Here is a 12,736-nt window from a genome sequence, read left to right as displayed (position 1 = left end):
CCGGTGGTTCGGACCGTGCGGCGGAGGGCGGGGTGGCGGAGGGCGGCGGTTGTTCGGGGAAGGGTGGGTGGGAAGGTGGCCGGGTGCAGATTTCCCTCCTTGGCCCGGTTGCGGCCGCGTCCGACGACGCCTCCCCGATCGACATTCCCGGCGTACGTCTCCGGGTGCTGCTGGCGCGGCTCGCGCTGGAGGCCGGTCGGCCGGTGTCGGCGGACGCCCTGATCGACTGCATCTGGGGCGAGGAGCCCCCGGCCGGTGCCGTCAACGCGCTGCACGGGCTGGTCTCCCGGTTGCGCAGGACGCTGGGCGGGCCGGAGTCCGTGGAGCTGGTGGCCGGCGGATACCGGCTGCCGCTGCGTCCCGAGGACGTGGACACCCACCGGTTCGAGCAGCTCGCCGGGCAGGCCAGGCGGGAGCTCACGGCCGGCCGGCCGCGGGAGGCCTCCTCCTTGCTCCGCGCCGCCCTGGAGCAGTGGCGCGGCGACGCGCTGGCGGACGTGCTGGAGGCCCCGTTCGCCCGTAACGTGGCGGCGCGGCTGGAGGAGTTGCGCGCCACCGTCGCCGAGGACTTCTTCGACGCGGAGGTACGGCTCGGCCGCCACTCCGAGGTGCTGGCCGACCTCCGTGTCGCGGCCGTCGCCCGGCCGCTGAGCGAGCGCCTGGCCGAACTGCGGATCCGGGCCCTGTCGGCCGCCGGACGCCAGTCGGAGGCGCTGGCCGTGTACGACGAGGTCCGCGGCAGGCTCGGCGACGAGCTGGGCATCGACCCCTCGCCCGAGCTCCGCGCGGTCCACCTCGCCCTCCTGCGCGGGGAGCTGAGCCGGCCCGCCGTACGGCCGCAGGCCGCGTCCAGCCGGCTCCCGGCCAGGCTCACCACCTTCGTCGGCCGGGAGCGTGAGCTCGGCGAGCTCACCCTGCTGCTCGCCGAGGCGCGGCTGGTGACGATCGTCGGGCCAGGCGGCGCGGGCAAGACCAGGCTGGCGCTGGAGGCCGCCGAGCACGTCGGGGAACGGGCGTGGTTCGTCTCGCTCGCCGGTGTCACCCGGCCGGACCAGATCGCGGACGCGGTGCTCAGCGCCTGCGGCGGCCTGTTCGAGGGCGGGTTCAAGCCGCAGGCTCCCGCGCCGGCCCGGCTGGCCGCCCAGCTCGACGTCGGCCCCGCCTTGCTGGTGCTGGACAACTGCGAGCACCTGCTGGAGGCGGCCGCCGAGCTCGCCGAGCAGCTGCTCGGCCGGCTTCCGCAGCTGCGCGTCCTGGCCACCGGCAGGGAGGCTCTGGCGATCGACGGCGAGGCCCTGTGCCACCTCGGCCCGCTCGGCCTGCCCGTGCCGGACGCGGATCTGGCCGAGGCCGCCGAGTCGGACGCCGTGCGGCTGTTCGTCGAGCGGGCGGGCAGGGTGCGCCAGGGGTTCGCGCTCGACGGGGCCACGCTGGGGCCCACGGTGGAGATCTGCCGCCGGCTGGACGGCATGCCGCTGGCGCTCGAACTGGCCGCGGCCAAGCTGCGGGCGATGAGCGTGACGCAGATCGCCCAGCGCCTGGACGATCGTTTCCGCCTGCTCACCTCGGGCAGCAGGACCGCGCTGCCGCGCCAGCGCACGCTGCTCGCGCTGGTGGAGTGGAGCTGGGACCTGCTGGAGGAGCCCGAGCGGGTGCTGGCCGCCCGGCTGGCCGCCTTCCCCGGCGGAGCCGACCTGGCCGCGCTGGAGGCGATCTGCTCCGACGCGTCCCTGCCCGCCGCCGACGTGGTGTACGTCGCGGGCGCGCTGGTCGAGAAGTCCATGATCCAGCAGGTCGGGGACAGGTACCGGATGCTGGAGACCGTCCGCGCCTATGCGGCGGCCCAGCTCGCCGAGCCGCCGATCAGCGACCGCTTCAGCGCGTACTTCCTGGCGCTGGCCGAGGAGAACGAGCCGCTGCTGCGTACCGGGGACCAGTTGCGCGCCGTCGAGGTCTTCGACGCCGAGCACGACAACCTGGTCGCCGTGCTGCGGGCCGCCATCGGGGCGGGGGACGCGGCCACGGCGGCCCGGTTCGTCAGGTCCATGATCTGGTACTGGGGCATGCGCGGGATGTCCACCGAGTCCGACGCGTTCCTGGGCGAGGTGCTGGCCTTCGGCGACGAGCTGCCGGCCGACGCCCGCACCGCCTTCGAGGTGGTGCGGGCGACGGCGGGCCGGCGGGGCGGGCCGGAGGTCCAGGAGAACCTGAGCCGTCCCGGGGTGACGAAGTTCCACAACGCGCTGCCGTTGCTCCGCCTGTCCAGGCTCACCACCCAGGACGCCGGAGACCTGGAGGCCCTGGACTCCCCCGACCCGTGGGTGCGCGCCAGCGCCCGCTGGGCCTACGACTTCCTGCTCACGGAGCAGGGCGACCAGGAGACCGGCGCCCGCCACAGGGACGAGGCGCTGCGCCTGTTCCAGCAGGTCGGTGACCGCTGGGGCCTGGTGATGAGCCTGGTACGGCAGAGCCGCGTTCACGGCCTGCGCGGCGAGCACGAACGCGCAGTCGCGGCCTGCGAGCGCGCCGTCGCGATCGCCGCCGAGCTGGGCACCGAGGAACACCTGTTCATCACCAAGTCGCATCTCGCCCAGAACCGCATGCGCGGCGGCGACCTGGACGGCGCGCTGCACGACGTCCACGCCGCGCGACGCGTGGCTCGCGAGCACGGCCACCGGCGGCTGGAGGCCAGCATGTTGTTCCCGCTCGCCGAGGTGCACCGCCACGCCGGTGACCTGGACCGGGCCCATGAGGTCGTGGACGAGCTGGAGACGGTCGTCCACCGGCTGCCCGGCCCGCCCCAGCTGAACGGCGACGTGATCGTGTCCTCCCGGATGGCCGTCCTCGTGACCGAGGGCGCGGCGGACCGGGCACGCGAGCTGCTGCCCCGCGCGATGCGCGGCGTGCTCGGGCACACCAACGCCAACGCCATGGCCCGGGCCGCGGAACTGCTGGCCAGGCTGCTCGGGCTGGAGGGCGACGCGGCGGGGGCCGCATCGGCGCTCGGCATGAGCCACGTGATCAGGGGCGTCTTCGACGAGGGCGACCCCGATCTGCGGCGGCTGGTGCCCGTCCTGGCCGGGCGGCTCGGCGACGCGGGTTACCAGGAGGCGTACCGGCGTGGCGCGGGCCTGCCGCGGCAGGAGGCGATGGACCGGCTCCTGGCCCTGCGCGCGGATCCGTCCGGGGTCGCCGCGGGCTGAGCGGGGGCGGCGCGTTCGGGGTCAGCGGCGCAGGAACGCGAGCAGGGAGGCGGCCAGTTCGTCCGGGGCCTCTTCGGCCACGTGGTGGCCGCTGTCGATCGGGTGGCCGGTCACGTCGTCGGCCCAGGTGCGCCAGATCGCCAGCGGGTCGCCGTACAGGTCCTCCATGTCGTCCTTGGACGTCCAGAGGAACAGGGTGGGGCAGGTGAGGCGGCGGGAGGCGGCGCGGTCGGCGTCGTCGGCCGCGCGGTCCACGGTCAGGCCGGCGCGGTAGTCCTCGCACATCGCGTGGACGGTGTCCGGGTCGTGGATGGCCCGGCGGTAGTCCTCGTACGCCTCCTGGCCCATCTGCTCGGCGCTCCCCTTGTACCAGGCGTCGGGGTCGGCGTTGATGACGCGTTCGGCGGGTTTGGCGAGCTGGCCGAGGAAGAACCAGTGCCACCAGGACGCCGCGAAGCGGGCGTCGGCCCTGGCCAGCGCCTCGCCGATGGGGATGCCGTCCATCACGACCAGGCGGGTGACGGCGTCCGGGTGGTCGGCGGCCAGGCGGTGGGCGACGTAGGCGCCGCGGTCGTGGCCGGCGACGGCGAACCGTTCGTGGCCCAGCGAGCGCATGAGGGCGACCATGTCGCGGGCCATGGCCCGCTTGGAGTAGGGGGCGTGGTCGGGGGTGGTGGGCGGCTTGCCCGAGCGGCCGTACCCGCGCAGATCGGGGCAGACCACCGTGTGGTGGGGGGCCAGGAGGGGCGCGACGCGGTGCCAGGTCGCGTGGGTGCGGGGATGGCCGTGGAGCAGCAGGACAGGCGTTCCGGAGCCGCCGTACCGGACGAACAGCTCGGTCTCGCCGACGTCGATCATGCCGGTCGTGAAGTCGTCGAACATCGGCCGCTTCTACCCGGGACCGTCGCCGATCAACACCCACCTCGGGCAAGAGCGCCGGGAGAAAGGCAGCTTAACCGGAGTTCCGCCGCATAAGGGGACGTTCTAGGATCGGGCCATGCCTTTGACCGTGGACGACGTCGACCGGTTCGTGGCCGCCAGACCCCGCCTGGAGGCCATCGCCTACCGCCTGCTCGGCTCGGCCGCGGAGGCCGAGGACGCCGTGCAGGAGACGTTCCTGCGCTGGCAGTCCGCCGACACGGGCCACGTCGAGGTGCCCGAGGCGTGGCTGACGAAGGTGCTCACCAACCTGTGCCTCAACCAGCTCGGCTCCGCGCGGGCACGCCGCGAGACGTACCTCGGGGAGTGGCTGCCCGAGCCGCTGCTCGCCGGCGACCCGATGCTCGGCCCGGCCGAGACCGCCGAGCAGCGCGAATCGGTCTCGTACGCCGTGCTCACGCTGATGGAACGCCTGTCCCCCAACGAGCGGGCGGTCTACGTGCTGCGGGCCGCCTTCGACCACTCCCACCGGGAGATCGCCGAGATCCTCGACATCACCGAGTCGGCCAGCCAGCAGATCTTCCACCGTGCCAAGAAGCACGTCGCCGACGGCCGGGCCCGCACCGAGGTCGACGAGGCCGCCGCCCGGCGGATCGTCGAGGAGTTCCTGGCCGCCGCCACCAGCGGGCAGACCGAGCCGCTGGTACGCCTGCTCACGCAGGACGCCGTCGCGATCGGCGACGGCGGCGGCAAGGTCCCGGCCCGTGCCAAGGCGTTCGTGGGCGCCGTCGCGGTCGCGAAGTTCCTGTGGGGCCTGGTCAAGCCCGGCAAGGCCAAGCGCGCCATCATCGGCGGCTCGCCCGAGATCTACCCCTGGACCGCCAACGGGGAGCCGGCCGTCGTGGCGGTCATCGACGGCCGGGTCGTCGGCGTCATGTGCCTGGAGGTCACCGGCGAGGGCATCGCCGCGTTCCGCAACCAGGTCAACCCCGACAAGCTGGACCGCGCGACCACGCGCTGGGCGGCCACCGAGCACGGGGAGCCGCTGTTCAGAGTCTTCTGAGGCACGGTGTGACGCGCTTCACATCGTGATCCTGTCAGGAAAACGCGGGCCGTCCGGTTCAGGTGGCGAACCCGCGTCAGACAGGAGCGAGGAAATGCAGCACCGCATCATCGTCCTCGGAGCCGGCTACACCGGAGCCGTCGTCGCCGGCCGCCTCGCCAGGCGGCTCAGCCGCGAGGACGTCGCCATCACCCTCGTCAACGCCGAGCCCGACTTCGTGGAACGCGTCCGCCTGCACCAGGTGGCGACCGGGCAGGACCTCAGGCCCCGGCCGTTCCGCGAGATGTTCGCCGGCACCGGCGTCGAGCTGCGGCTCGGGACGGTCACCGGCCTCGACGCCGACCGCGGGACCGTCACCGTCACCGGCGCGGACGGCGCCACGGAGCTGGCCTACGACACGCTGGTCTACGCGCTCGGCAGCGGCTGGAACGCCGAGAGCGTGCCCGGGACCGCCGAGCACGCCTACGACGTCGCCGGCCGCCCGGGGGCGCTGCGGCTGCGCGAGCGGCTGGCCCGGCTCGACGCCGGTCAGCGCGTGGTCGTCGTCGGCGGCGGGCTCACCGGGCTGGAGGCCGCGGCCGAGATCGCCGAGGCCCGTCCCGACCTGGACGTGGCCCTCGCCGCCCGCGGCGGTCTCGGCGACTGGCTCTCGCCGAAGGGCCGCGCGCACGTGCGGAAGGTCCTCTCCGGGCTCGGGGTGAGCGTGCACGAGCACACGGCCGTCACCGGCGTCGAGGCCGGCCGCGTCACCACCGACGGCGAGCCCATCCCGGCCGAGGTGACCGTCTGGACGGCCGGCTTCGCCGTGCACCCGATCCCGCGGGCGACCACCCTGGAGGTCACCGGCACCGGCCAGATCGTGGTCGACGGGACCATGCGCTCGGTCTCGCACCCGAACGTGTACGCCGTCGGCGACGCCGCCATGGCGATGGGCCCCGGCGACAAGCCGCTGCGGATGTCGTGCGCGTCGGGCATCCCGACCGCCTGGCAGGCCGCCGACTCGATCGCGGCGCGGCTGACCGGCGGGAAGTTGCCGAACACCTCGCTGCGCTACTTCAACCAGTGCGTCTCGCTGGGCCGGAGCAACGGCCTGATCCAGTTCGTCACCGCCGACGACCGCGCCGTGCCCACCGTGCTGACCGGGCGGGTCGCCGCCGTCTACAAGGAGCTGGTCTGCAAGAGCGCCGCCTGGGGCGTCGCCAACCCGATGCTGGGCCTGCCGGCCCGGCGCCGCCGCGTCACCCGCCCGAACGCCCCGGCCGGCCCCGCCGCCGCCAGGGCGCGTGCGTGACGACGGACGGCGGCGGCCTGGCGCACCCGGCGGCGGGCCCCCGTCAGGGGGTCGTGAGGACGACGAGCTGCCGGGTCGCCCGGGTCATCGCCACGTAACGGTCGACCGCGCCTTCGACGCCCTCGCCGTCCTCGCCGAACCGGTCCGGATCGACGAGGACGACCAGGTCGAACTCCAGCCCCTTCGACAGCTCCGGCGTCAGCGACCGGACCCGGGGCCGCTCCCGGAAGGCCGGGTCCCCGATCACGCAGGCGATCCCCTCGGGGTTCGCGGCGAGCCAGGCGTCGAGGATCGTGCCCAGCTCGGCGACCGGCCCGCGCGTGACGGGGACGCCGCTCTCCCGGATGGAGGTCGGCACGTTGGCGTCCGGCAGGGCGGCCCTGATGACCGGCTCGGCCTCGGCCATGATCTCCGCCGGGGTCCGGTAGTTGACGCTCAGGCCGGCCAGCTCGACGCGGTCGATGCCGACCCGGCCGAGCCGTTCCGTCCACGACTCCGTGAACCCGTGCCTGGCCTGGGCGCGGTCGCCGACGATGGTGAAGCTCCTGGACGGGCAGCGCAGCAGCAACATCTGCCATTCGGCGTCGGTCAGCTCCTGGGCCTCGTCCACGACGATGTGCGCGAACGGCCCGGCGAGCAGGTCCGGCTCCACGGTGGGCAGCTCCGACTCGTCCACCAGGTTGCGCTGGAGGTCCGCCCGGCGAAGCTGCGTCACCAGGCCCTCGCCGTCGTCGTCGGCCTCGATCAGGTTGTCCACGACCTGGGCCATGCGCTCGCGCTGGACGGCCAGGGCGGCCTGCTGCCTGCGCTGCCGGCGGGACGCCTCCGGGTCGCCGAGGCGCTGGCGGGCCGCGTCCAGGAGGGGCAGGTCGGAGACCGTCCAGGCTTGGGCGTCCGCGCGCTGGAGCCGCCGGATCTCGTCCGGGGCGAGCCAGGGGGCGCACAGCCGCAGGTAGGCGGGGACCGTCCACAGGTCGCCGACGAGGTCGGTGGGCTCGATCAGCGGCCAGGCGCGGTTGAAGGCGGCCATCAGTTCCCGGTTCGCGCGCAGCGACCTGCGCAGCAGCTCCGGCGAAACCTCCTGATCGCCGTGCTGGTCATGCGGGTCGTGCTTGTCTATGAGGATCGTGAGCAGTTCCGCCCAGATCTGGTCGCGGGCCTCGTTGTGCGGGGTGCCGGGTTCGGCGGCCTGGAACGCCTCGGCCCAGTCCTCGGCGCTCAGCCAGACGTCCGACCAGTGCGTGGTGACCGTCATGCCCTTGGCGGGCGGGTTCTCGTAGAACCTGACGGCCGGCTCGATCGCCTTCACCATGTCCGCGGACGCCTTCAGCCGCGCCACCTCCGGGTCCCGCTCGGGGGCCGCCGCCGCCCCCTCGGGCACGAGGTCGCGCAGGGTGCAGGTGCGCACGCCGTCCTCCCCCAGGCTGGGCAGCACGTCGGCGACGTAGGCCAGGTAGGGCTGGTGCGGGCCGACGAACAGCACGCCGCCCTTGTTGTGGCCGAGCCGGGGGTCGGAGTAGAGCAGGTAGGCCGAGCGGTGGAGGGCGACGACGGTCTTGCCGGTGCCGGGGCCGCCGTCCACGACGAGGGCGCCGCGGGAGCCGGCCCGGATGATGGCGTCCTGGTCGGCCTGGATGGTGCCGAGCACGTCGCGCATCCTGGGCGAACGGTTGCCGCCCAGGCTGGCGATGAAGGCGGACTGGTCGTCGAGCGCGGCGTGCCCTTCGAAGCCGTCGGCGGTGAACACCTCGTCCCAGTAGTCGCTGATCCGGCCGCGGGTCCAGCGGTACCTGCGGCGGCTGGCCAGGCCCATGGGGTTGGCGTGGGTGGCGCCGAAGAACGGCTCGGCCGCGGGCGAACGCCAGTCGAGCAGCAGGCGGCGGCCGTCTCTGTCGGTGAGGCCGAGCCGTCCGATGTACACCGGTTCGGGGTGGTCGGCGGTGACCATGTGGCCGAGGCACAGGTCAAGGCCGAAGCGGCGCAGCGTACGCAGGCGGGCGGACAGGCGGTGGATCTCCAGGTCCCGGTCGAGCGCCTGCCGGCCCTTGCCGCCGGGGGCCATGCGTTCGGCGTCGAGGCGGGCGGACAGGTCGGCGATCGACTGCTCCAGGCTCTCGGCGAGGGCCGCGAAGTGTCGCTCGTCGACGGCGATCAGCGCCGGGTCGGCCTTGGCGGCGAGGTTGCCGGGCAGGTCGAACACGCCGGTGGTCAGGGGATTCATGTATGTGGCTCCGCTACGAGGTCGGTCTTCGCGTGGCAAGGCTTCTGGCCTCGGCGGACGATTCTGCGCCACGACGGGGGTCTTGCCGCAAGCCCCCCGGTGCGCTATACGTTGAGAGTGGAAAGGAGTAGAAGCTCCTTTTTCTGCCACTTTGCCCGCTCCACGGCACAGACCTCGCTTCGCGGTGCAGCGGAAGCGGGTGACCCGCCCGTGACGGGCGGATCACCGGTCAAGGGTCACCAGTCGCCGTCGCCGCCCTCGTCCTCGTCGCCTTCGAAGATCTCCTCGACGATCTCCCCCGCCACCAGGCCGCCGACCACGCCGGCGGCGCCGGCCGCGGCCACCGCGCCCAAGCCCGGCCCGCCGTGGTGCTGCTCGTGATGGCCGTAACCGTGGTGACCATGGTGACCGTGGTGGTCGCCGTGGTGGTCGCCGTGCGCGAAGCCCGCGTGGGCGTGCGAGGCCAGGCCGGACAGCCAGCGGTCGAGCTCGGCGGCCCAGTCGGTCCGCAGGGCGTCGGCGTGGCTGACGGTGAAGCGGCCGATCGCGTCGCCGGAGTAGCGGCCGGCGCGCTTGTCGGCCTCCAGGACCACCTCCAGCCCCGCCGGATCGGCCACGAAGGTCACTTCGAGCTCGCCGAGCACGCCGGCGTACCGGCCCGCCGGGTAGAACTCGATCTCCTGGTAGAACGGCAGCTCCTGGCGCACGCCGTACAGGCGGCCGGCCTCCAGGTCGGCGGACTTGAACGCGAAGCCGAGCTGCAGCAGCGCCTCCAGGATGCGCAGCTGGGAGGGCAGCGGCTCGACCGCGACCTCGTCGAGGTCTCCCTTGTCGACCGCCTTGGCGATGGCGAGCTCGGTGCGCACGCCGAGCGCCATGCCGTGCAGCGGCTGCCCGCCGATCTGGCTGATCGGCGCCTCCCACGGCACGCCGACCTCGAAGGGGATCGTGCGCTCCGCGCCCTGACGCAGCAGGAACGGCCCCGACACCTGGACGCGGAAGAACTCCCCCGCCCCCGCGTGCTCGCCGTCGCCGTGCTCGAACTCCACGCGGGCGACCAGGCCGAGGGTGACGTGCTCGATCTCGGCGTCGAAGTCGCCGCCCTTGAGCCGCACCTCGCCGGACAGCGTGCCGCCCGGCTGGACGCGCGGGGTCGCCAGAACGGTGTCCACCGAGGGCGCGCCGACGCCGAAGGCACCCAGCATGCGTTTGAAGACCACGGCTTGTTCTCCCTGTCGAAGATCGAATGTGTGCAGCCGCCCCGCACAACGATCTCCGTCCGGCCCCGGTTCCGGTCATGCCGAAAACGTCTGCCCGCAAGGGGGCGGGAACGGCGGGATCCCGGCGGGCGGCGCGTTCGCCGACCGCCGGGATCCCGGCGCGTCCCGCTCTACCGGACGCCGCGTCTGCCGTAGAGTCCCGCCGCCAGGGCCACCCCCAGACCGGCGAGCACGACTTGGATGACCAGTTCTATCCAGTCGATGCCGCGGGTGTCCGCGACGCCGACCGCGGCGGCGATCGCGGTGCCGATGAGGGCCGCGACGATGCCGATCACGATCGTGAGCCAGATGGGGATGCTCTGACGGCCCGGCACGACCAGCCGGCCGATGACGCCGATGACGAGCCCGATGATGAGGGCGGAGATGATGCCGGTGACTTCCACGCTTCACACTCCCGTTCTGCCGCGCCGGGCGTCGTCACCCCTCGTGGGGGAGGAGTGACCCCCGGCCTGACAGCGCCATTGCTTCCCATCAGCATCACAAAGAAACCGGACGACTCAGCCTGATATCGGTTCATGGCGGACAGGATCCATGGGGGTGTGCCGTTCGCGGTGGTGGCGCAGGCGGCCCCGCGGTGCCTACACTGCGGGCACACCCCACGAACAGCAGACGCGAACGAACGGCGCACCGAACCCCCTCAGGAGCCCTTTGTGACCGTCAGACGAATCGTGCTGCACGCCCTGCTCGCCGCGACGACCGCGACGACCGCCGCCACGACCGCCGCGGCGCCGGCGCACGCCACCGCCTTCACCCTGACCAGCACCGCCTTCACCCAGGGCGGGATCATCCCGAAGGTGCACGAGTGCACCAGCGGCGGCCAGACCGACCCCGGCCGGCGCAACGAGTCACCGCCCCTGACCTGGAGCGGCGGCCCGGCCGGGACCCGCGGCTACGCCCTGGTCATGAGAGACCTCGACAACAACAACCTCATCCACTGGGTGATCTACGACATCCCGGCGGGCGTGACCTCGCTGCCGCAGAACGTCGAGCACGCCTACCGTCCCGCGGCGCCCGCCGGAGCCCGGCAGATCTACTACCGCGGCAGCGCGAGCCTGTACGGCTACCAGGGGCCGTGCTCCCCCTGGTCGGTCAACACCTACCAGTTCACCGTGCACGCCCTCGACCGGGCCGCCCTGACCGAACTGGGCTCCGGTTCGTCCACGACGACCGCGGCGAGGGTGATCTCCGGCGCGTCCCTGGGGACGGCCGTGTTGTCCGGCGAGTCCTGAACCCTCAGGAGCGCCAGGTCCAGCCGGGCAGACCCGGCACCGGTCCCGCCGGACGGCCGGGCCCGGCGGTGAGCCCCCGCGCGGGCGGCACCGCCGGGCAGTGGGCGCCCGCGGCGGGCAGGGCCAGGGTGGTCAGGTAGCGGTCCACGGCCCCGGTCAGGCAGGGGCTGCGGCCGTAGGCGCCGTGGCCCCAGCCGTCGTACGTCAGCAGCCGGGCCTCCCGGCCGATCTGGCGGGCGGTGCTCAGCGCCCACGGGTAGCCGGTCGCCGGGTCGTGCAGGCCGTTGACGAGCAGCAGCGGCGGCGTGCCCGAGACGCGCAGCCGGTGCTGCGGGTCGGGGATCGGCGTGGGCTGTCCCAGGCAGGCGACGGTGAGCGAGACCGAGATCGGGCTCATCCGCATGTCGGGCGCGATGGCCGCCAGCCGCCGCAGGTGCCGCTCGAAGGCCCGCTGGTCGCGTACGGGGAGCAGGTAGTCCTGGCAGATGACCTGCGTGACGTCGTTGAACACCTCCTGGTCCGGGTCGGGCGGCGCGAGCGGCGGCACGGCGGCGGAGCCGGCGTCCAGGTCGCGCAGGAACGTGGCCAGGCCGGCCCAGTCGGGGGCGTAGAAGGTGCTGAACACGAGATGGAGCAGCACCGACGGGGTGAGCGGGCCGTCGGGGAGGCACAGCTCGCCGCGTCCGGCCCGGGCCAGCAGGTCTCTCAGCAGGGCCCGCACGTCGCGTCCGCGCAGCACGCAGGCGGGGGCCGTGGCGCACCACGAGACGAACGCGTCGAAGGAGTCCTGGGTGGTCCAGGTGTCGGTGTCGAGCATCTCGGTGGTGCCGAGGCTGTGGTCCATGTTGCTGTCCAGGGCCAGCGCGCGGACCCGCCGGGGGAAACGTTCCGCGTAGAGCTGGCCGATGAGGGTGCCGTAGGAGATGCCGTAGAAGGTGAGGCGTTCCTCGCCGAGCGCCGCCCGCAGCGCCTCCAGGTCGCGGACGACGGACGCGCTGTCCACGTGGTCGTAGAGCGGCCCGGTACGGGCCCGGCAGTCCTCGCGGTAGCGGGCGTTGTACGCCAGCCGCCGGTCGAAGCCGGCCTGGTCGCGGGTCAGCGGGTCGGGGGCCTGCCGGGCCAGCGGCAGCGAGCAGAGCACCGGATGGCTGCGGGCCACGCCGCGCGGGTCGAAGCCGACCACGTCGAAACGGGCCGCCAGCTCCGGGCTGAGGCGCAGGTCGTCGCGCAGGACGGCGTCCACGCCCGAGTTGCCGGGGCCGCCCGGATTGATCACCAGGGAGCCGATCCGGGCCGCGGGATCGGTGGCGGGACGCCGCGCCACGGCCAGGTCGAACGTCGGGCCGCCGGGGTCGGCCCAGTCGACGGGCAGGGTGAGCCGGGCGCACTGGGCGGCCGGGTCCTCCGGGCAGGGGGACCAGCCGGCGCCCGGGGTCGCGGCGGCGGGCGGGAGCGGGACGAGCACGGCCACGAGCAGGGCCAGTGCCGCAAGGATCGGTCGCAGCATGAGATGTCCCATCGGTCGGGGGGTGACACCGATCATGAGCTTCCGGCTGCTCCCCCGATACCC

General features: G+C 73.7%; 9 protein-coding genes. 4 read left to right on the top strand and 5 right to left on the bottom strand.

The features are described 5' to 3' along the window. Positions 1-83 precede the first annotated feature (83 nt). Positions 84-3,203 carry a BTAD domain-containing putative transcriptional regulator gene (locus tag ABZ459_RS15445; RefSeq protein ID WP_357970818.1) on the top strand — a complete coding sequence of 1,040 codons (3,120 nt, stop codon included), beginning with the start codon at positions 84-86 and terminating at the stop codon, positions 3,201-3,203. Positions 3,204-3,224: 21 nt separating this feature from the next. Here ABZ459_RS15445 and ABZ459_RS15440 read toward each other — a convergent pair whose 3' ends face one another. Continuing rightward, complete coding sequence (locus ABZ459_RS15440; protein ID WP_357970815.1) at positions 3,225-4,085, bottom strand: alpha/beta hydrolase; 861 nt, start codon at positions 4,083-4,085, stop codon at positions 3,225-3,227. A gap of 115 nt (positions 4,086-4,200) precedes the next feature. On the opposite strand from ABZ459_RS15440, the gene ABZ459_RS15435 reads away from it, so the two are divergent. Both ABZ459_RS15435 and ABZ459_RS15430 read left to right on the top strand, forming a co-directional pair. Beyond that, a complete protein-coding gene (locus ABZ459_RS15435) occupies positions 4,201-5,145 on the top strand; it encodes an RNA polymerase sigma-70 factor (RefSeq protein ID WP_357970812.1) in 945 nt (314 codons plus the stop codon). A 94-nt stretch (positions 5,146-5,239) separates the two neighbouring features. Continuing rightward, positions 5,240-6,436, top strand: coding sequence for an FAD-dependent oxidoreductase (locus tag ABZ459_RS15430; protein ID WP_357970810.1), 1,197 nt, complete (start codon positions 5,240-5,242; stop codon positions 6,434-6,436). A 43-nt stretch (positions 6,437-6,479) separates the two neighbouring features. On the opposite strand, the gene helR is transcribed toward ABZ459_RS15430, so the two are convergent. The 3 genes from helR to ABZ459_RS15415 all read right to left on the bottom strand — a co-directional run bounded on the left by helR (position 6,480) and on the right by ABZ459_RS15415 (position 10,320). After that, the gene (gene helR, locus ABZ459_RS15425) at positions 6,480-8,657 is read right to left on the bottom strand and encodes an RNA polymerase recycling motor ATPase HelR (protein ID WP_357970807.1); all 2,178 of its coding nucleotides are present in this window, start codon (positions 8,655-8,657) and stop codon (positions 6,480-6,482) included. A gap of 236 nt (positions 8,658-8,893) precedes the next feature. Continuing rightward, a complete protein-coding gene (locus ABZ459_RS15420; RefSeq protein WP_357970804.1) occupies positions 8,894-9,877 on the bottom strand; it encodes a sporulation protein in 984 nt (327 codons plus the stop codon). A gap of 170 nt (positions 9,878-10,047) precedes the next feature. Then, positions 10,048-10,320: a GlsB/YeaQ/YmgE family stress response membrane protein gene (locus tag ABZ459_RS15415; RefSeq protein WP_357970802.1), complete on the bottom strand. Its 273-nt coding sequence runs from the start codon at positions 10,318-10,320 to the stop codon at positions 10,048-10,050. A gap of 267 nt (positions 10,321-10,587) precedes the next feature. Between ABZ459_RS15415 and ABZ459_RS15410 the strand changes: the two genes are divergently transcribed. Next, positions 10,588-11,166 (top strand): YbhB/YbcL family Raf kinase inhibitor-like protein, encoded by a 579-nt coding sequence (locus ABZ459_RS15410; RefSeq protein WP_357970800.1) that lies wholly within the window; start codon positions 10,588-10,590, stop codon positions 11,164-11,166. Positions 11,167-11,170: 4 nt separating this feature from the next. On the opposite strand, the gene ABZ459_RS15405 is transcribed toward ABZ459_RS15410, so the two are convergent. Next, a complete protein-coding gene (locus tag ABZ459_RS15405; RefSeq protein WP_357970797.1) occupies positions 11,171-12,673 on the bottom strand; it encodes an alpha/beta hydrolase in 1,503 nt (500 codons plus the stop codon). Positions 12,674-12,736: the final 63 nt, after the last annotated feature.

Source organism: Nonomuraea sp. NPDC005692, assembly GCF_040631115.1.
Lineage (GTDB): Bacteria > Actinomycetota > Actinomycetes > Streptosporangiales > Streptosporangiaceae > Nonomuraea.
This window is presented reverse-complemented; position numbering and strand designations above follow the sequence as displayed.

Coding starts and splice junctions, on each gene's coding strand:
- helR (WP_357970807.1), bottom strand. CDS start 8,657: ATGAATCCCCTGACCACCGGCGTGTTCGACCTGCCCGGCAACCTCGCC.
- ABZ459_RS15430 (WP_357970810.1), top strand. CDS start 5,240: ATGCAGCACCGCATCATCGTCCTCGGAGCCGGCTACACCGGAGCCGTC.
- ABZ459_RS15405 (WP_357970797.1), bottom strand. CDS start 12,673: ATGCTGCGACCGATCCTTGCGGCACTGGCCCTGCTCGTGGCCGTGCTC.
- ABZ459_RS15440 (WP_357970815.1), bottom strand. CDS start 4,085: ATGTTCGACGACTTCACGACCGGCATGATCGACGTCGGCGAGACCGAG.
- ABZ459_RS15435 (WP_357970812.1), top strand. CDS start 4,201: ATGCCTTTGACCGTGGACGACGTCGACCGGTTCGTGGCCGCCAGACCC.